Below are 17,672 nucleotides of genomic sequence, written 5' to 3'. Positions count from 1 at the left end.
GCTCGCAAACCACAGCCATGGGTTGTCATATTTCCCACCAAACACCGGTGACTGAACTTTAGAGGACTGCATATGAAGGTACTCAACGGCAAAGCCAATATTGCTGGCGGGAGTAATCTGATATTGCGCGCCGGTGGCAAAACGCCATTCATCTCCGGTCGGCAACGACAGCGCCACATCGCTTTGCGATTTGTACGGAGTGCTGTCAAAAGCGACGCCTGCGTTAATACGCCATTGCTCATCAGGTCGGTACTGTGCGCCGATGGCCGTGTGCCAGGTATCTTTCAAGCGATTATTCTTGTCGCTTGACTGCCCATTAACGGTGATCTGCGGGCTTCCGAACTGACTCCAGTCCTGCCAGCCAAGATCCCCCCATCACTGACCACTGCTTATTGAGATCGTGAACCAGGCTCATCATCACCTGCTGGGGCGCGCGCACCTGGGCGGCAATAGGCAGGTTATATTCAACGTTTGGTAAGCCAGGGAAACGGGCTTTGCCATCAATATTAAAGTGATAGTCCGTTTTACTGGTCCAGCTAATCCCCGCACGGGTCTGTTCAGTTAAATCCATCAGCAGACCCAGGCGATAGTTCATGGCCCAGTCATGATCGCTTTGTTTTTCATCAGCACCATCCACGTTGCGGGTGAGCGACAGAAAGCCGTAGTTCAGACCGGTCGCTGCGCCAATCGAGACTTTGTCACTTAATTTCCATGCAATCGCGGGGCTAAGGGTCATGGCAACCATCGTGCTTTTTTTGATCAGACGGTCGCCTGCCCAATTGCCAAAATCAATGCCGAGCCCATAGTTACCGTATAGGCCCAGACCGGCGGAAACCGTATCGCTCAACCGCTGCGTGTAGAACAGGCTGGCGTTGGGGAACAGTTTCATCACATTGCCGGGGCTTTGGCGCCCGCCAGAGCTATCGTCCAGTGAATAGGGAATGTCACCTCCCATCGCCTGCAAACCACCGGTAACCATATGGTCGGGTAAGCGGGTCATCCCGGCGGGGTTGGTTAGTAATGTCGATGCATCCTGTGCGCGTGCCGCCTGACCCGCACCAGCAAGGGAGGTATCTTCTGTCGCGACTTCATAAAAGTAGAGTGCACTGGCGTGACTCAATGACGAAAACAGCAGCCCAGAGCCGAGAATTATAGATTTGTTCATTCCATTACCTTCAATGCGTTGGAAAAATGAGTCGGCACGCTTTGTGTGAAAGTCAGGCACGGGCCCGCCTCCTACAAAACTATAGAACCGCTTTTAAAATTGAGATGTAAAAGAGCGGGGGAGAACCCGCTATTTTTAAAACAAAAACATGCGTCAGGTATTACGCTGTTATTTGTACTGCTTTCTTTGTATTTCTAATAATGACAATAGGTTAACATTCCTGTTTGGCTGCACCTGATTTTAGAAAAATCCGGGTCCTCATCGTGATTAGTAGGCTTCCGGGAGCGGCCGGTCGATAGAAACTAACTTTCCGCGCTTCATCGTGATATAGCCACCGGTTTTTAAATCGGCTAATACGCGAAAAACGTGCGTCCGTGACAGATTGGTTCGCTTAATAATAAACAGCGCCAACCCTTCGTTTTCTCCCGGATGCGTGTTCTGACGATACAGATAGCGCGATAGCATCGGCTTAATGGTTTGATAGCTGGTTAACTGGCCACGTTCATTGTGGAGGTCAATAGTAAAAATCGACATGTAGGCCATAATTGTCACCAGTTCCTGTATGCGTTCGGGGCCGCTCTGAAAAAAGAGTCGATCAAAGCTGCTATAGGATATTTTTGTAAGCTTTACCGTGGCGCTGGCATGATATTCGAATTCGGCCAGCGGGCAATATCGCTCCATTAATCCTACGGGCATACACTCTATCGTGTTACCAATGCTCAGGCCATCGCCTGGCATTAATATCGTTAACGATCCCTCAATGCAAAAATAGATATATCCTTTGTGGAGTTCTAATTTGTGATGAGCATTAATCGTTAAGTCTTCGCCTTCCTCAATGGCCTGCGGGAGAAAGGTATCAATATTGAGTTGTCGATAATAGCTATGGATATCCTGAAAATTCACGCTAGGCCTCTTATTATGCTGGTCGACGTCAATCCAGTATAGCAGTGGTGGTGAATAAAATTATAAGAAAATCGTCCGCCAGAAATGAAGAGTCCCATATGGGACTTCCCCCTTAACGTATTCGCTTTAGAATGGTCAGCAATCAGTATGTATTCGAATAATCCTTTCAAATAAATATTGAAACGATAAGAACACTCTATGAGGCATTCTAATGAAATTAAATAATATCGCTAAACACCTGGCACTGGCCGGTGTTTTAACATCCCTGTCGATCTCGGCATTTGCCGTTGAGCAGCAGGATGCTACCTCTGCAACCACAATGGCGAATAATGCATTGTACGGAAAATTGCCATTTACCAATAATACTGATTTCGCAAATGCGCACAGAGGTTTTATTGCCCCGTTGCCGCAAAATATCATTAAAGGTGAACAGGGAAATGTTATCTGGAATCCGGCGAAATACAATTTTGTGAAAGAAGGTGAAAAAGCACCAAATACGGTGAACCCAAGCCTTTGGCGTCAGTCGCAGTTGATCAATATTGGTGGGTTGTTCAAAGTCACCGACGGTGTCTATCAGATTCGTAACTTAGACCTTTCTAATATGACTATTATTGAAGGTGAAAAAGGGATTACGGTTATTGACCCCTTGCTGAGTGCTGAACCGGCAAAAGAGGGGATGGATCTGTATTATGCCAATCGCGGTAAAAAACCGGTCGTCGCCGTGCTGTTCACTCACAGTCACGTTGACCACTATGGTGGTATCCGCGGCGTCGTGGACGAAGCCGATGTGAAATCCGGTAAAGTAAAAATCTATGCGCCAGATGGTTTTATGAAAGAAGCGGTGTCTGAAAACATTATGGCCGGTAACGTCATGAGCCGCCGCGCGAGCTATATGTACGGGAACCTGCTGAAGCCTGATGCGAAAGGCCAGGTGGGTGCCGGCCTTGGGACCACCACTTCCGCTGGGACCGTAACGCTGATTGAACCGACGAACTATATTACCAAAACCGGTCAGCAGGAGGTTATTGATGGTCTGACCTATGACTTCCTGATGGCGCCGGGCTCGGAAGCGCCGTCGGAAATGCTGTGGTATGTCAAAGAGAAGAAAATGATTGAGGCGGCGGAGGATGTGACCCATACGCTGCACAATACTTACTCTCTGCGCGGTGCCAAAATTCGCGACCCGCTGGCATGGTCGAAATACATTAATGCCGCCATTGATCGCTGGGGCAGCGATGCACAGGTGATTATCGCCCAGCACCACTGGCCGACCTGGGGCAACGAGAACATTGTCAAACTGATGAAAGGTCAGCGTGATATGTACCGTTATATCAACGACCAGACGCTGCGTATGGCGAATGAAGGCCTGACCCGCGATGAAATCGCGGCCAACTTTAAACTGCCTGAAACTCTTGAGAAACAGTGGTCCAGCCGTGGCTACTATGGTTCCGTCAGCCATGACGTGAAGGCAACCTACGTCTACTATCTAGGCTGGTTTGATGGCAATCCTGCCACCCTCGATGAACTGCCGCCGGAGCAGTCGGCGAAGAAATTTGTGGAATACATGGGGGGGCCAGATGCCATCATGCAGAAAGCCAAGGCTGACTACCAGCAGGGTAACTACCGCTGGGTAGCTCAGGTGACCAGTAAAATCGTGTTTGCCGATCCGAAAAACCAGGATGCTCGCAACCTGGAAGCCGATGCGCTGGAGCAATTAGGCTACCAGGCCGAAGCCGGGACCTGGCGTAACTTCTACCTGACCGGTGCGCAGGAACTGCGTAATGGCGTGCAGAAGTTGCCAACACCGAACACCGCAAGTCCGGATACCGTGCGGGCAATGACGCCGGAAATGTTCTTTGACTATCTGGCCGTTCACATCAACGGAGAGAAAGCAGGCGCGGCGAAAGCGGTATTTAATATCGATTTCGGCAATGACGGTGGTCAGTACAAGCTGGAGCTGGAAAACGGTGTGCTGAACCATACTGCCAATGCGGTAGCGAAAGATGCCGATGCGACCGTGACGCTGGATCGTGCGACCCTGAATAAAATTATCCTGAAGCAGGAAACCCTGAAACAGGCCGAGGATAAAGGGGAGGTTAAGGTGTCAGGTAACAGTGCCAAGCTCGACGAAATGCTGGGCTATATGGACAATTTTGAATTCTGGTTCAATATCGTCACGCCGTAAGGGCGAAAATAAAAAGCTGCCAGTAGGGTAACACCGTACACTTAAGCAAAGCGATTAGGGGAACCGTCGTAATGTGGTTCCCGAAGGGACGCCAAACCCGGCGGTCGCCCCGGGTATCTCAGTCTTAAACTCACGGTGGTAGCTCGCAGGCAGCTTTTTCGTCTATAGCTGTACAATGTGCACGGTTGAAATCACACTAAATGCTAGCGTCGTGACTCACTCGCAATTTTCACCGCCAATCCGGTGAGCACGCCGCCCATCAGCCAGCGTTGAATCACGGCAAATGAGGGTTTACGCACCAGAAACAGTGCAATGGTTCCTGCTGAAATCGCCACCAGGGCGTTAATCGATACACTAATGACGATCTGCGTCATTCCAAGCATCAGCGATTGCGTCAGCACGCTGCCGTGCGCGGGGTTAATAAACTGCGGCAGCAGCGACAGATAGACGATAGCAATTTTCGGATTCAGCAGGTTGGTTAGAAACCCCATCAAAAATAGCTTACGCGGACTGTGCTGCGGCAATGTTTTTAGCTGGAACGGCGAGCGGCCCCCGGGGCGCACCGATTGCCAGGCCATCCACAGCAGATAAAGCACGCCGGCAATTCGCAGCGCGTCGTAGGCGTATGGCACGGCCATCATGAGTGCCGTGAGGCCAAATGCTGCGCTCACCATATAAAAAATAAAGCCCAGCGCCACGCCGCCGAGTGACACTAATCCTGCGGTTCGCCCCTGAGAGATGGATCGCGAAATCAGGTAGATCATATTAGGGCCGGGGGTAAGGGCCATACCGAGTGAAACCAACGCAAAGGCGAGAATATTGTGCAAATCAGTCATGCTGGGGCTCCATCGTGGCGACTGATTTTCATACTACGACTTGCGTCATATCCCGGCGAGGTATTTGTCAAAAAACAGTTAATTCTGGTGGGTAAGGGAGGGGCCGGCGTCTCGCCGTAACGGATGATGGGGAAAAAAAAGCCCGCATAGAATGCGGGCAAAAATACTGGAAGCAATGTGAGCAATGTCGTACCGAGTACCTGAGTGATTTACTCAACTATTCGGTAATGAGAAAGATAATAGTTCTCATCTAAGATATCAACCCTATCTTTTGTGTGAAAGCGATTTTTTTTACTCAATGAGGAAAACGGTACGTTTTTGGCTGTCATCCAGCGGCCAGGCCGTCGCCACATCACACAGACGCGCTGGAGTGGTGGCGATGGTAAAACCGCCAATGGCAGCGGCCTGCAGCATTTCACCGGTGGCCTGTAAAAGCTCGTGCATGGGCAGACTACCGATGCCGCTGCCCATCAGTTGCAACGGCGCTGAGCGGAGAACGGCACCATTAAGTGAGATATCCGCCCCGCTAAGCGAGCCAACCTGCACATAGCGAATAGGCCTATGGCCCGGGCTGCGTTTGGCGAGAATGGGCAGCAACAGCTCGGCGCTGTGGCCCCACAGATAATCCACCACCACATCAATCTGCTGGCTGGCTAATTCAGCAAACTGGGCGCTGAGGGTGGCGTCATCATCAGTAAGGCACACACAGGCATCCGCACCCAAAGCGGCCAGCGCCACGGGATTTCTCCCCGTCGCAATGATCTTTTTCGCGCCGAGATGTCGGGCAATTTGCACCGCCAGCTGTCCGGCGGTGCCGGTAGCGCCGTTAATCAGTACCGTTTCACCAGCTTGCAAGCCTGCGCGTTTCACCAGTGCCGCCCAGCCTGACATGCCGGGGTTGGCCATGGCGGCGGCAGCGGTGTCGTCTAACCCATCGGGCAGGGGGAAACAGTGGCTTAACGCCACCGGCGCGTACTGCGCCATACTGCCCCACGGCGCAGTGGGAAAGGCAAAATAGACCCGCTGTCCGTCGGGTAAGGTTCCGGTTCCGTCAATGCCCACGCCAAACGGCAGGGTACCGTCGAAACTGTAGTGCTTGCCGCTGGCACGGCTTTTCACCACGTGGCTGATGGCGGCGGCGCGGACGCTGACCAACATGTGGTTTTCATGGGGCTGTGGGTCGGCAAAGTCTGCCCAAACTGGCCCCTGGGCGAGGTCAAAGACCACGGCTGCTTTCATAAGAGTGTCTCCGTCAGGATTTATGTGTAAAATGCACATATCAGATAACGGCACTATACACCGCTGGATAATATATGCAATATGCACATAATAAATATGACATCACCGAATTTCATGGCGCGCTGCTCGATATCATTGGCGTAATGAACCAACCGGTGCGCGACGAGCAGCTGCTACAGGCAGCGGGCGTCCAGTTAGATCAGCTACTTTTCCCGCTGCTGGTAGCAATCGGCCGCTACGGTCCGGTCGGGGTGGTGGAACTGGCGGACAATTTGGGGCGCGACTACACCACCGTCAGCCGTCAGGTGAAAAAGCTCGAAGCGCAGTCTTTGGCGCGCAAGCAGCCTAATGCTCTGGATCGGCGAATCAGTGAAGTGACGTTGAGTGAAGAGGGGCGGGCAATTTTTGACGCGATAGCAGTCGCCAGACAGAGGTTAATGAATCAGGTGCTGGCAACATGGTCACCGGAAGAGGTTGAGGCGCTGTTCCGACTCACGCGGAAATATGCGGATAGCCTGCAGCAAAAATAGGCCGCCTGAGCTGACTCAGGCGGCACGGGCATTATGCCGTTTTAGTGGCGGCTTTCATGCTTTTCACGAAGCGTGAAAGCTCATCCAGCATCGCCTGCGGGTTCTCAACGTTGCGTTCGATAATCTTCACAATCGCTGAGCCGGAAATCGCCCCGGCCGCCCCGGCGTCGATGGTTGCCGTCACCTGATCGGGCGCTGAGATGCCAAATCCCTGCAGCGGAGGTGCCGCCTGGTATTCAGCCAGTTTTTCTACCAGATGGTGCAGCGGCAGCGCGGCGCGGGTTTCCGTACCGGTGACGCCAGCACGCGACAGCAGGTAGGTGTAGCCCCGACCGTGAGTCGCAATCTGCCGCAGCAGTTCTTCATCGGCATTTGGCGGGCAGATGAAGATCGGTGCCACGTTGTGACGCATCGCCGCCTGACGGAATGGCGCCGACTCTTCTACCGGCACGTCGGCGACCAGCACGGAATCTACGCCAACGCGCGCACACTCGGCGTAAAACTCATCAATCCCGCGGTTGAACACCAGATTGGCGTACATCAGCAGGCCAATCGGAATGGTCGGATGCTTCTGGCGGATCGCCGCCAGCATCTCGAAACACTGCGTTGGCGTCACGCCGGCGGCAAACGCGCGCAGGGTGGCATTCTGAATCGTCGGGCCATCGGCCAGCGGATCGGAGAAGGGGATCCCCAACTCCAGCGCATCGGCACCGGCTTCAATCAGGGTGTCGATAATCTTCAGCGACTGGCCCGGATTCGGGTCGCCCAGCGTGACGAAGGGAACGAAGGCGCCTTCCTTGCGGGCCTTCAGGGTGGCGAATAAGTTGTCGTAGCGTTCCATCAGATTTCCCCTCGCGCTTTCAGAATATCATGTACCGTAAAGATGTCTTTGTCGCCGCGACCGGAGAGGTTCACGACCAGCAGTTGCTCTTTTTCCGGGTTCTCGCGGATCATTTTTAAGGCATGAGCCAGAGCATGGGATGACTCAAGTGCCGGAATAATCCCTTCATGACGGCTCAGTTCTTTGAACGCATCAAGCGCTTCGTTATCGGTAATCGACACGTATTCCGCACGGCCAATGCTGTTCAGATAGGCGTGCTGCGGGCCGACGGACGGGAAATCCAGCCCGGCAGAAATAGAGTAAGACTCTTCGATCTGCCCTTCATCGGTCTGCATCATCGGTGATTTCATACCGAAATAGATGCCCACGCGGCCATGCTTAAGCGGTGCGCCGTGCTCGCCGGTTTCAATCCCGTGGCCGGCAGGTTCAACGCCAATCAGGCCAACGCTGGTATCTTCAATAAAGTCGGCAAACATACCAATGGCGTTCGACCCCCCGCCAACGCAGGCAATCACCGCATCCGGCAGACGGCCTTCTTTTTCACGAATTTGTACTTTGGTCTCTTCACCAATCATGCGCTGGAATTCACGAACGATGGTCGGGAACGGGTGTGGACCCGCCGCGGTGCCGAGCATATAGTGCGCGGTTTCATAGCTGCCAGACCAGTCGCGCAGCGCTTCGTTACAGGCATCTTTCAGCGTGGCGGAACCGCTGTGCACCGGGATCACTTCCGCGCCCATCAAGCGCATACGGAAGACGTTTGGCGACTGGCGCTCAACGTCTTTGGCACCCATGTAGATACGGCATTTCAGCCCGAGCAGGGCGCTGGCAAGCGCTGAAGCGACACCGTGCTGACCGGCGCCGGTCTCGGCGATGATCTCGGTTTTACCCATCCGTTTTGCCAGCAGCGCCTGACCCAGCACCTGGTTGGTTTTATGGGCGCCGCCGTGCAGCAGATCTTCACGCTTGAGATACAGCGTGGTTTTACTGCCCGCCGTCAGATTACGGCATTTGGTCAACGCGGTTGGGCGACCGGCATAGTTTTTCAGCAGATCGGTAAATTCGGCCTGGAACTCAGGATCCTTCTGCGCGCTGACGAAAGCTTCTTCTAGCTGGCGCAGGGCAGGCATCAGGATTTGCGGAACGTACATCCCGCCAAATTCGCCGAAGTAGGGGTTCAGTAAAGTGCTCATTATTGCTCCTTAATATGCGCGCAGCGTTTGAAATGCCGAGGCCAGTTTACTGGCATCTTTTATGCCCGGTTGTAACTCTACGCCTGAATTGAAATCCAGTCCGGCGCAGCCGCTTTTGGCTGCTTCCACGCAGTTATCTGCGCTTAATCCACCGGCCAGAATCACGTTGCTCAGATCCTGACCCTGTAACAGAGACCAATCAAAACGCTGACCGGAGCCGCCCTGACCGTTGTCGAAGAGGTATTTGTCGACGTGGTTGAGATTACGCGCCGGCAGACTGTCCGCCACGCTCAACGCTTTCCAGATCTGTACGCTGGCCGGAAGCTCAGCGCGCAGGCTATCGATATAGCTCTGGTCTTCATCGCCGTGCAACTGGACGGCGGAAAGTGACAGCGTGGTGACGCGTTCTACCACGTCGGCGACCGGCGTATTGCGGAAGACGCCAACGTAGCTCAGCGGCGCAGCGTTAATCACTTCCCGGGCCTGGTCCACGCTCACCGCACGCGGCGAGGTGGGTACGAAAATCAGCCCACCGTAAATTGCGCCTGCTTCAAATGCCGCTTTGGCATCCTGGGCGCGGGTCAGACCGCAGACTTTATTCTCGCCTAGCAGCACCCGACGCACGGCGGCGTTGAGATCGTCATGCGCCATCATCGCCGATCCAATCAGGAAACCGTTGGCAAAGTGGCTCAGTTCGCGTACCTGGGCATTGGTATTGATGCCGGACTCGCTAATCACCGTCACGTCGTGACCCAGACGTGGCGCCAGTTGACGAGTACGGTTGAGATCAATCGACAAATCGCGCAGATCGCGGTTGTTGATACCGACCACTTTCGCCTTCAGGGCGATGGCGCGTTCCAGCTCTTCTTCATTACTGACTTCGGTCAACACGCCCATGCTTAGGCTGTGCGCGACGGCCGCAAGCTGGCGATATTGGTCGTCGTCGAGTACCGACAGCATCAGCAGGCAGGCATCGGCCTGGTGATAGCGCGCCAGATAAATCTGGTACGGATCGATAATGAAGTCTTTGCACAGGATGGGCTGCGGCGCAATCTGGCTGACAATCGGCAGAAAATCAAAGCTGCCCTGGAAGTACTTTTCATCCGTCAGGACGGAGATCGCTGAGGCGTAATGCTTGTACACATTGGCAATGCGCGCCGGGTCGAAATCGTCACGGATAACCCCTTTTGACGGGGAGGCTTTTTTACACTCCAGGATGAAGGCGGTGCGTGTCCCGCGCAGCGCGTCATAAAAGTGACGTTGGCTGGGCTGTACCTCATTCTGGAAAGTGGCTAACGGTTGTTGTTGTTTGCGGGCTTCTACCCAAATCGCTTTGTCGGCCACGATTTTTGCTAATACGGTCTGCATTTTTTATCCTCTTGCCGCTAATGCGGTGACGCGGTCGTAGGCTGCACCACTGTGCAGAACATCAAGCACCTGCTGAACGTTGGCTTTCAGGTCTTCGTGACCGTAAAGACGCATCAGCATGGCGACGTTTACCGCGACGGCGGATTCATGCGCAGCCTCACCTTTACCTTGTAGCAAGCGCGTCAGAATGTCACGGTTTTCTTCCGGCGTGCCGCCTGCCAGCTCGGCCTGATGATAAGGCTTGAGGCCAAAATCATCGGCGGTTAACTGGTAGCTCTTAATTTCACCGTTGTGCAGTTCAGCCACCACCGTTGGCGCATGAAGCGAGACTTCGTCCATTCCGCCGCTGTGTACCACTGCCGCGCGCTCGTAGCCCAGCACACGCAGGGTTTCAGCAATCGGCAGCACCAGTTCAGGGCTGTACACGCCAATCAGTGCCAACGGCGGGTGCGCCGGGTTAATCAATGGCCCCAGTACGTTGAACAGGGTGCGGGTTTTCAGCTGCTGACGAACCGGCATCGCGTGGCGGAAACCGGTGTGATACTTCGGTGCGAACAAGAAGCACACACCCAGCTCATCCAGCGCCTGACGGGATTTGTCGGCGTTCATATCAAGATTGATCCCAAACGCGGCCAGCAGATCGGAAGATCCGGATTTACTGGAAACGCTACGGTTACCGTGTTTGGCGACCTTCAGACCACAGGCAGCGGCAACAAAGGCGCTGGCGGTGGAAATATTGATGCTGTTACTGCCGTCGCCGCCGGTGCCGACGATATCAGCAAACGGATAGTCAGGACGCGGGAATGGCGCTGCATTCTCCAGCAGTGCAGTCGCGGCACCGGCGATTTCGTTCGGGCTTTCGCCGCGAATTTTCATGCTCACGAGGGCCGCGGCCAGTTGTTCCGGCTTCACTTCGCCGCGAACCACGGCGGAAAATAGCTGATGGCTCTCTTGCTGGGTCAGGGTTTGCGCCTGATACAGTTTTTCCAGAATTGGCTGCAGGGTGTTGCTCTGCTCCAGTTTCTGCAGCGCCCATGCCAGAGTTTGCTCCAGCAGACGAGCCCCCTGGGTGGTGAGGATGGATTCCGGATGGAACTGGAAGCCGCAGACGCGATCCGCGTCGTGACGGACGGCCATCACCATGCCATTAAAGTTAGCGTTGATGGTTAAGCCGGCCGGAATGTTACTGCCAACCAGCGAGTGATAGCGTGCCACCGGCAGCGGGTTGGTTAACCCGGCAAACATCGCCTGGCCGTCATGCTCAATGCTGGACGCTTTGCCGTGCAGGATCTCACCGGCCTGGCCAACATAACCGCCGTAGGCCTCGACAATGGCCTGATGACCGAGGCAAATGCCGATAATCGGCAGCTTACCGCGCATACGGGTCAGCAGTTCTGGCATACAGCCCGCTTCAGACGGCGCGCCAGGCCCTGGAGAGAGCATCAGCACCGGGTTATCCATGGTGCCCAGACGGTCAATTAAGGTCTGTGCCGGTACATGGTTGCGGTAAATCACCACGTTGTGCCCATTAGCGCGCAGCTGATCTGCCAGGTTGTAAGTAAAGGAGTCGATATTATCGAGCAGCAGAATGTCAGCCATCAGAAAATCTCCTGTGCATGATGGGCAGTGGCGATGGCGCGCAGAACAGCACGAGCTTTATTACGGGTTTCATCGGCTTCAGATTGCGGTACGGAATCGAGCACCACGCCCGCTCCGGCCTGCACGGTAGCAATGCCGTTTTCGACAAACGCGGAGCGAATGACGATGCAGGTGTCGAGGTCACCGTGGGCGGTGAAATAGCCCACCGCGCCGCCGTAGCTGCCGCGACGCTTGCCTTCTGCTGCGGCGATAAGCTGCATGGCGCGAACTTTTGGCGCACCGCTCAGGGTGCCCATATTCATGCAGGCGCGGTAAGCGTGCAGAACATCAAGGTCTTTACGCAGTTCGCCAACCACGCGGGAGACGAGGTGCATCACGAACGAGTAGCGATCCACTTTTGTCAGGTCTGCGACGTAGCGGCTGCCCGGCGTACAGATACGCGCGAGGTCATTACGCGCCAGATCGACCAGCATCAAATGTTCGGAAAGTTCTTTATGGTCGGTACGCATCTCCAGCTCAATTCGGCTATCGAGATCGCGGTCCAGCGTACCGTCGGCGCGACGACCGCGTGGGCGAGTACCGGCAATCGGGTAGATCTCAATCTGACGATTGGTGGCGTCGTACTTCAGCGAGCTTTCCGGCGACGCGCCAAACAGGGTGAAATCGTTATCCTGCATAAAGAACATGTACGGGCTTGGATTGCTCTTTTTCAGCACATCATAGGCCGCCAGCGGAGACGGGCAGGGCAGCGAGAAGCGGCGCGAAGGGACCACCTGGAAAATTTCCCCAGCGCGAATCGCTTTTTGCATCTTACGTACGACATCGCCGTACTCTTCATCGCTCTGGTTGCACTCGCAGCGCATCTCTTTAATTTCGCGTACCGGCAGCGCCATCGGCGGCTCGTTCAACTGTTGGCGCACGTCGGCAATACGCTGCAGCAGACGATCTTTTTCCGCCTCAGATGGGGTAAACAGGCTGGCCTGAATACGTGTGTTCTTGGTCTGGTGGTCGATAACCAGCAGGGTTTCCGCGAGGTAGAAGCAATAGTCCGGGCATGCTGTGTCGCTTTCCAGCTGTGGTAAATCTTCAAATCCTGCGACCAGGTCGTAGGCGAACAGGCCGCCGAAGAACATCGCTTCGCGCTCGTTTTGCGGCACGATCACCAGTTCCTGCATTAGACGAAACGCGTCGAATACCGACAGAGAGCACAGGCGGGCATCTTCATCCAGCAGGTTGCTAACCGCCGGGAAGCGCAACACGCGGCGATTAGGCTGGCGCTCATTTTCCACCCCGGACGGCAGTGCGGCATCGAGCAGCGGTAGCAGGGAAGCGCCGTTATCCGACAGCGCCTGAATGGTGACGGTATCGCCCAATGCGGTGATGCGCAGGGCGCTGTCGACCAGCAGCAGGCTTTTTAAATCGTTTTTACTATCAATATCTGCGGATTCCAGCAGCAGAGTGGCCGGGCGCGCGCCGCACAGTTGATGGAACAGTGCGGTTGGATTTTCACGATAAATCGCGTCACTGGTCAGAAGCTCGAGCAGGGGTTTTTGTGTTTGCATCGTTGTTCTCGCCTGATTGCTTAATCTTTTTTGCTTAATAAAAAGCCCGCTCATTGGCGGGCTGGGTATCTGTTTGCTTAACGCAGACGTGATGACTCCGCCCTACTGGGAAGTACGCCACCAACCGCCGTGCAGAGCAATCATTTTACGAGTCATGAGCAGATACCTTTACTAAGTGAACTTGCGTACTAGTTAACTAGTTCAAGAGGGCAAAGTCAACCCCTGATTTTAGAATTCCACGTAATACCGCTATGATAGGGCGCGAAACATGATGAGCAGTACAACGGGAGCGGTTTTGAGCGACACCAATTACGCAGTGATTTACGATCTTCACAGCCATACCATCGCCTCCGATGGCCGCCTGACGCCGGAAGAACTGGTGCACCGCGCGGGCGAGATGCGGGTAGGCACGCTGGCGATTACCGATCACGATACCGTCGACGCGATCCCGCGAGCCCAGGCAGAAATTGCCCGTGCCGGTCTGGCGCTAAAACTGATTACCGGCGTTGAGATTTCGACCCTGTGGGAGAACCACGAAATTCATATCGTTGGGCTCAATATTGATATTGAAAACCCAGCGCTTACCGCTTTTTTACAGGCGCAAATTGACCGCCGCCAGCAGCGCGGGCAGATGATTGCCGAGCGGCTGGAAAAGGCGCAAATCCCCGGCGCGTGGGAAGCCGCGCTGAAAATGGCCGACGGTGGCGCGGTGACCCGCGGCCATTTTGCCCGCTTCCTCGTGGAACAGGGTAAGGCCTCCAATATTGGCGATGTATTTAAAAAATATCTCGCGCGCGGGAAAACCGGTTACGTTCCGCCGCAGTGGTGTACAATAAAGGAAGCTATTGATGTCATTCATCATTCGGGTGGTGTAGCGGTTGTTGCCCATCCGGGGCGGTACAATTTGTCCGCCAAGTGGCTGAAAAGATTGCTGGCACACTTTAGTGAACACGGCGGCGACGCGATGGAAGTCTCCCAGTGCCAGCAGGCGCCTCACGAGCGCACTCAGCTTGCCACCTATGCCCGCGAATACAATTTACTGGCGTCACAGGGGTCGGATTTCCATCAACCCTGCCCGTGGATTGAGCTGGGCCGTAAACTGTGGTTACCCGCAGGCGTCGAGGGAGTTTGGCAGCGCTGGGAGCAGCCGCAGAATTCAATTGAGAGGGAAGCATGAGTCAGTTTTTTTATATCCATCCGGATAACCCGCAGGCGCGTCTGATTAACCAGGCGGTCGAGATTGTGCGTAAGGGCGGCGTCATCGTCTATCCCACCGACTCCGGCTACGCGCTGGGCTGTAAAATCGAAGATAAAGGGGCGATGGAGCGCATTTGTCGCATCCGTCATCTGCCGGACGGCCACAACTTCACCCTGATGTGCCGCGACCTGTCCGAACTGTCGACTTATTCTTACGTCGACAACGTGGCGTTTCGCTTAATTAAGAACAACACGCCTGGCAACTACACCTTTATTCTGAAGGGAACGAAAGACGTTCCGCGCCGTTTGTTGCAAGAAAAACGTAAGACTATCGGGATGCGCGTGCCGTCTAACCCTATCGCCCAGGCTCTGCTTGAGACGCTGGGTGAGCCAATGCTCTCGACCTCGCTGATGCTGCCGGGCAGCGAATTCACCGAATCCGATCCGGAAGAGATCAAAGACCGTCTGGAAAAAGTGGTCGATCTGATCATCCACGGCGGCTACCTCGGCCAACAGCCCACCACGGTTGTCGATCTCACCGAAGACTCCCCGGTCGTCATCCGCGAAGGCGTGGGCGACGTGAAACCGTTCATGTAATGTTTCTGGCCCGGCTTTTCGTCGGGCCGTTTACTTCAGCCCGCCAATTTGTTCCAGCATCCAGCGCTGCGCTTTCGCATGCCCGCTAACGGGACGGTAGTAAACCTTTAGGGTATAGGGCGGAATGGGGAAAGGCGGTGTATGTACGGCGAGCTGATGGGTATCAAACAGCTGGTTCACGCAGCGGCGTGGGAGGGTGATCGCCAGATCGGTTTGGCCCACAATAAACGGCGCCGACATCACGCTGGGCAGTTCAACCACCGTTTTGCGGCTGACGTGCTGCGAAGTGAGGTAGCTGTCGATAGGCCGGTGGTGCTCATTCCACGGGCTTACCACCACATGGCCGAGCTGTAAATAACCGTCCTGCGTCAGCGTGCCATCGGCAAGCGGATGCCCTTTGCGCACCGCGACCACATAATCATCGGTAAACAGTTCCAGCGAGGCCAGTCCGTGGCGCGGCTGCATTTTTCCCTCTTCAAAGCCCACGGCAAAATTCACCCGCCCGGCCAGCAGATCGTCCAGCGCATCGTATTCGCGAGAATAGACAATTTTGGTGCGGATCCCCGGGGCGACGGTTTGTAGATGAGCCACAAGCGCTGGGAAAAAAACGGCGGCGGTATAGTCGGTGGCGGCGAAGGTAAACGTCTGGCTGCTGGTGGTGGGATTAAACAGATCAACCTGACCGAGCTCGCCGTTCAGCGCATAGAGCGCACTGGAGATTGCCGGAAACAGTGCGTCGGCGCGCGGCGACGGCTGCATTTGGCTGCCCTGGCGAATAAACAGCGGATCGTTAAGTGAACTGCGCAGGCGGGCGAGGGCGTGGCTAAAAGCCGACGGGCTCATCGCTAATTCGTTGGCGGCTTCCATCACGCTTCGGTGGCGGTACAGTGCGTCAAAGGCCAGCAGCAGGTTCAGATCCAGCAGACGTAAATTTAGATGCATGATATTCATTTTTACAGTGAAAAGAATGCAGCATATTCATATCACGCAGGCGCTAAAATAGCGACCATCATCTGTTTATGCCCATGGGAGGCATTGTGTCACACGCTATTTTTCGCCAGGCGACACCGTCTGATATTGATCGTTGCTTTGACATTGAGTCAACCGCCTATCCTGCCGATGAAGCGGCAACGCGCGAGAAAATCGCCTTGCGCATCAAGAATTATCCGCAGGGCTTTTTATGCATGGAGGACAACGGCGCGATCATCGGTTTTATCAACGCCGGTTGCGCCTGGGAGGTGGCCATGTCGGACGAGGATTTTAAGGAACTCATCGGCCACGATCCCGCCGCCCCTAATGCGGTCATTATGTCGGTGGTGCTGCATCCGGACTATCAAGGAAAAGGGCTATCGACGCAAATGATGCAAGCGTTTATCGGCCATATGCGGCAACAGGGAAAAACCGCGATTTACCTGATGTGTAAATCTCAGTATCTGGAGATGTACAAACACTTCGGTTATCAATTTATTAAGCGGTCGGATTCCACCCACGGCGGCGAAGTGTGGTTTGAAATGATGCAGCGACTGTAGGCGCCAGCGGCGCATTGAAAGCGTTTCCTTCACGCACCCGGTGGCGACGAGGAGAAAAGGGCAGGAACAAGCTGCCCTTTTCTCCTAAAATTCGTGTAGTATGTGCGGTCACAATTCTGGGTGGACGGCCTGCGTGACCTTAAAACGCCGCTGTTTGCCTGCTTATGCAGCCCGGTGCCTATTTCCCGCGCTGCTGATGAAGTCTCTAAGACGCCTGTGAAGGCGCATAGGAAAAAATTAATATTATTACAAATCAATGAATTGCCTTGTTAGCATAAAGGGCAATCATCGTTTTGTGTGACAGCTTTAATTTCACTCATAATCCCATTTTTTATGCACATCGTTTTCCCCGTGCTCCATTCAGATTTAACTTAAATGGAGATATACATCTACTCGGGCATATACCGGTATCTGTGCCTAACAATCATTATTGTCTCAAAGATTATTTGAGAACAATTCTCAATTGAGATGTCTTATGATAAAATATCATTCTTGATAGATTGACACAGAGAGTGAATATTGCTTACAGGGTCCATTTTGCCTTCGTTTACTCCCCCATTAAGGGATGAGTATAACCGGATGGCTATTATCCTGAAGTCAGCAGGATTAACACTGACAACTTCACGTATAAATATTTCGCACCACCTTACTCAAACGTCTATTCCTAGCTCAGCATTAGAACTTTCAAAACTCCTGAACATCCCGCTTTCAACAACACACCGTAATCTTTCATCCTTGGCCTATGCTGGTTTAGCCAATAACATCATTGACCGCTCAGGGATATCTCGTTGGTTTTGGTTAGTCGCGGGAAAGGTCAATTTTTGTCCATGCTGCAATCAGGAATTCATGGCCCACAGTTAGAAGCTCTTGCCGAACACAGGACACAGTGGTAATCTAATAAGGAAGCTGGTTTTTTTACCAGAAACTT

Annotated in this window: 14 protein-coding genes, 1 pseudogene and 1 other annotated feature; of the genes and pseudogenes, 5 read left to right on the top strand and 10 right to left on the bottom strand. The window is 54.1% G+C overall.

Annotated elements, in window-relative coordinates:
* Both KCR01S_RS22385 and KCR01S_RS22380 read right to left on the bottom strand, forming a co-directional pair.
* Positions 1-1,165 (bottom strand): annotated as a pseudogene (locus KCR01S_RS22385) (OmpP1/FadL family transporter); the annotation flags it as partial.
* Positions 1,166-1,432: 267 nt separating this feature from the next.
* Positions 1,433-2,068: a helix-turn-helix domain-containing protein gene (locus KCR01S_RS22380; protein ID WP_061285130.1), complete on the bottom strand. Its 636-nt coding sequence runs from the start codon at positions 2,066-2,068 to the stop codon at positions 1,433-1,435.
* A 211-nt stretch (positions 2,069-2,279) separates the two neighbouring features.
* Here KCR01S_RS22380 and KCR01S_RS22375 point away from each other — a divergent pair, with 211 nt between their 5' ends.
* Positions 2,280-4,253 (top strand): alkyl/aryl-sulfatase, encoded by a 1,974-nt coding sequence (locus KCR01S_RS22375; RefSeq protein WP_061285129.1) that lies wholly within the window; start codon positions 2,280-2,282, stop codon positions 4,251-4,253.
* Positions 4,254-4,456: 203 nt separating this feature from the next.
* Here the strand turns inward: KCR01S_RS22375 and KCR01S_RS22370 are convergent, their stop codons facing one another.
* Positions 4,457-5,089 carry a LysE family translocator gene (locus tag KCR01S_RS22370; protein WP_061285128.1) on the bottom strand — a complete coding sequence of 211 codons (633 nt, stop codon included), beginning with the start codon at positions 5,087-5,089 and terminating at the stop codon, positions 4,457-4,459.
* Positions 5,090-5,380: 291 nt separating this feature from the next.
* Positions 5,381-6,328: a quinone oxidoreductase family protein gene (locus KCR01S_RS22365; protein ID WP_061285127.1), complete on the bottom strand. Its 948-nt coding sequence runs from the start codon at positions 6,326-6,328 to the stop codon at positions 5,381-5,383.
* Positions 6,329-6,402: 74 nt separating this feature from the next.
* Between KCR01S_RS22365 and KCR01S_RS22360 the strand changes: the two genes are divergently transcribed.
* Entirely contained in the window at positions 6,403-6,858 is a 456-nt protein-coding gene (locus KCR01S_RS22360; RefSeq protein WP_061285126.1) for a MarR family winged helix-turn-helix transcriptional regulator, read from the top strand.
* Positions 6,859-6,889: 31 nt separating this feature from the next.
* On the opposite strand, the gene trpA is transcribed toward KCR01S_RS22360, so the two are convergent.
* The 5 genes from trpA to KCR01S_RS22335 are packed head-to-tail and all read right to left on the bottom strand — an operon-like array spanning position 6,890 to position 13,421.
* On the bottom strand, positions 6,890-7,699 hold the full coding sequence (trpA, locus tag KCR01S_RS22355; RefSeq protein ID WP_061285125.1) for a tryptophan synthase subunit alpha: 810 nt from the start codon (positions 7,697-7,699) through the stop codon (positions 6,890-6,892).
* Entirely contained in the window at positions 7,699-8,892 is a 1,194-nt protein-coding gene (gene trpB / locus KCR01S_RS22350) for a tryptophan synthase subunit beta (RefSeq protein WP_061285124.1), read from the bottom strand. Before trpB ends, trpA begins: the two co-directional genes overlap by 1 nt.
* Positions 8,893-8,901: 9 nt before the next feature.
* Positions 8,902-10,260, bottom strand: coding sequence for a bifunctional indole-3-glycerol-phosphate synthase TrpC/phosphoribosylanthranilate isomerase TrpF (trpCF, locus tag KCR01S_RS22345; protein WP_061285123.1), 1,359 nt, complete (start codon positions 10,258-10,260; stop codon positions 8,902-8,904).
* 3 nt (positions 10,261-10,263) lie between these two features.
* Positions 10,264-11,859 carry a bifunctional anthranilate synthase glutamate amidotransferase component TrpG/anthranilate phosphoribosyltransferase TrpD gene (gene trpD / locus KCR01S_RS22340; RefSeq protein ID WP_061285122.1) on the bottom strand — a complete coding sequence of 532 codons (1,596 nt, stop codon included), beginning with the start codon at positions 11,857-11,859 and terminating at the stop codon, positions 10,264-10,266.
* Positions 11,859-13,421, bottom strand: coding sequence for an anthranilate synthase component 1 (locus KCR01S_RS22335; RefSeq protein WP_061285121.1), 1,563 nt, complete (start codon positions 13,419-13,421; stop codon positions 11,859-11,861). The genes trpD and KCR01S_RS22335 overlap by 1 nt, the downstream gene beginning before the upstream one ends.
* A 36-nt stretch (positions 13,422-13,457) precedes the next feature.
* Positions 13,458-13,550, bottom strand: a sequence feature (Trp leader region).
* Between the two features lie 166 nt (positions 13,551-13,716).
* Between KCR01S_RS22335 and rnm the strand changes: the two genes are divergently transcribed.
* Together rnm and KCR01S_RS22325 are read left to right on the top strand one after the other, a co-directional pair.
* Positions 13,717-14,598, top strand: coding sequence for an RNase RNM (gene rnm / locus KCR01S_RS22330; RefSeq protein WP_061285120.1), 882 nt, complete (start codon positions 13,717-13,719; stop codon positions 14,596-14,598).
* Positions 14,595-15,215, top strand: coding sequence for an L-threonylcarbamoyladenylate synthase (locus tag KCR01S_RS22325; protein WP_052281657.1), 621 nt, complete (start codon positions 14,595-14,597; stop codon positions 15,213-15,215). Before rnm ends, KCR01S_RS22325 begins: the two co-directional genes overlap by 4 nt.
* A 30-nt stretch (positions 15,216-15,245) precedes the next feature.
* Here the strand turns inward: KCR01S_RS22325 and KCR01S_RS22320 are convergent, their stop codons facing one another.
* Positions 15,246-16,157 (bottom strand): LysR family transcriptional regulator, encoded by a 912-nt coding sequence (locus KCR01S_RS22320; protein ID WP_061285119.1) that lies wholly within the window; start codon positions 16,155-16,157, stop codon positions 15,246-15,248.
* A gap of 95 nt (positions 16,158-16,252) precedes the next feature.
* Here KCR01S_RS22320 and KCR01S_RS22315 point away from each other — a divergent pair, with 95 nt between their 5' ends.
* A complete protein-coding gene (locus tag KCR01S_RS22315) occupies positions 16,253-16,744 on the top strand; it encodes a GNAT family N-acetyltransferase (RefSeq protein ID WP_061285131.1) in 492 nt (163 codons plus the stop codon).
* Positions 16,745-17,672 lie beyond the last annotated feature (928 nt).

This window comes from Kluyvera cryocrescens NBRC 102467 (assembly GCF_001571285.1).
Classification (GTDB): domain Bacteria; phylum Pseudomonadota; class Gammaproteobacteria; order Enterobacterales; family Enterobacteriaceae; genus Kluyvera; species Kluyvera cryocrescens.
Note: the sequence above shows the minus strand (reverse complement) of the source record. Positions and strands in the feature narration are given on the sequence as shown.

Coding starts and splice junctions, on each gene's coding strand:
- KCR01S_RS22375 (WP_061285129.1), top strand. CDS start 2,280: ATGAAATTAAATAATATCGCTAAACACCTGGCACTGGCCGGTGTTTTA.
- KCR01S_RS22370 (WP_061285128.1), bottom strand. CDS start 5,089: ATGACTGATTTGCACAATATTCTCGCCTTTGCGTTGGTTTCACTCGGT.
- KCR01S_RS22365 (WP_061285127.1), bottom strand. CDS start 6,328: ATGAAAGCAGCCGTGGTCTTTGACCTCGCCCAGGGGCCAGTTTGGGCA.
- KCR01S_RS22360 (WP_061285126.1), top strand. CDS start 6,403: ATGCAATATGCACATAATAAATATGACATCACCGAATTTCATGGCGCG.
- trpA (WP_061285125.1), bottom strand. CDS start 7,699: ATGGAACGCTACGACAACTTATTCGCCACCCTGAAGGCCCGCAAGGAA.
- trpB (WP_061285124.1), bottom strand. CDS start 8,892: ATGAGCACTTTACTGAACCCCTACTTCGGCGAATTTGGCGGGATGTAC.
- trpCF (WP_061285123.1), bottom strand. CDS start 10,260: ATGCAGACCGTATTAGCAAAAATCGTGGCCGACAAAGCGATTTGGGTA.
- trpD (WP_061285122.1), bottom strand. CDS start 11,859: ATGGCTGACATTCTGCTGCTCGATAATATCGACTCCTTTACTTACAAC.
- KCR01S_RS22335 (WP_061285121.1), bottom strand. CDS start 13,421: ATGCAAACACAAAAACCCCTGCTCGAGCTTCTGACCAGTGACGCGATT.
- KCR01S_RS22325 (WP_052281657.1), top strand. CDS start 14,595: ATGAGTCAGTTTTTTTATATCCATCCGGATAACCCGCAGGCGCGTCTG.
- KCR01S_RS22320 (WP_061285119.1), bottom strand. CDS start 16,157: ATGCATCTAAATTTACGTCTGCTGGATCTGAACCTGCTGCTGGCCTTT.